General features: G+C 66.7%; 1 protein-coding gene. It reads left to right on the plus strand.

Translation table 11 applies throughout. The annotated features are described in order from the left end of the window. Positions 1 to 249 (plus strand): hypothetical protein (locus JMF97_RS31670; RefSeq protein WP_238360479.1); only part of this gene is annotated, 249 nt, incomplete at both ends.

A 249-nucleotide genomic window follows, 5' to 3' on the forward strand; every position in this document is an offset into this window, starting at 1 on the left:
GAAACAGCGGGATCCGAGGCAGCAGAACTCCGCCACTACGGCGAAACGGCGACGGCCACCAAGCTGAGCAACCGGAACAGCCCGCAGAGCCTCGAAGATCAGCGCAAGGCCGTCGAGGCGAAGGTCGCCCCCCAGCCCCAACCGCAACCAGCCGCAACCAGCCCCGACCGCAACCAGCCCCACGCAAGCAGGAAGAACTCAAGCCAGAGAAGCCCGCAGAGCCGCGTCCTTCTCCGCGACCAACTGCTC

The sequence above is a fragment of the Micromonospora fiedleri genome (genome assembly GCF_016774385.1).
GTDB classification, from domain to species: domain Bacteria; phylum Actinomycetota; class Actinomycetes; order Mycobacteriales; family Micromonosporaceae; genus Micromonospora; species Micromonospora gifhornensis.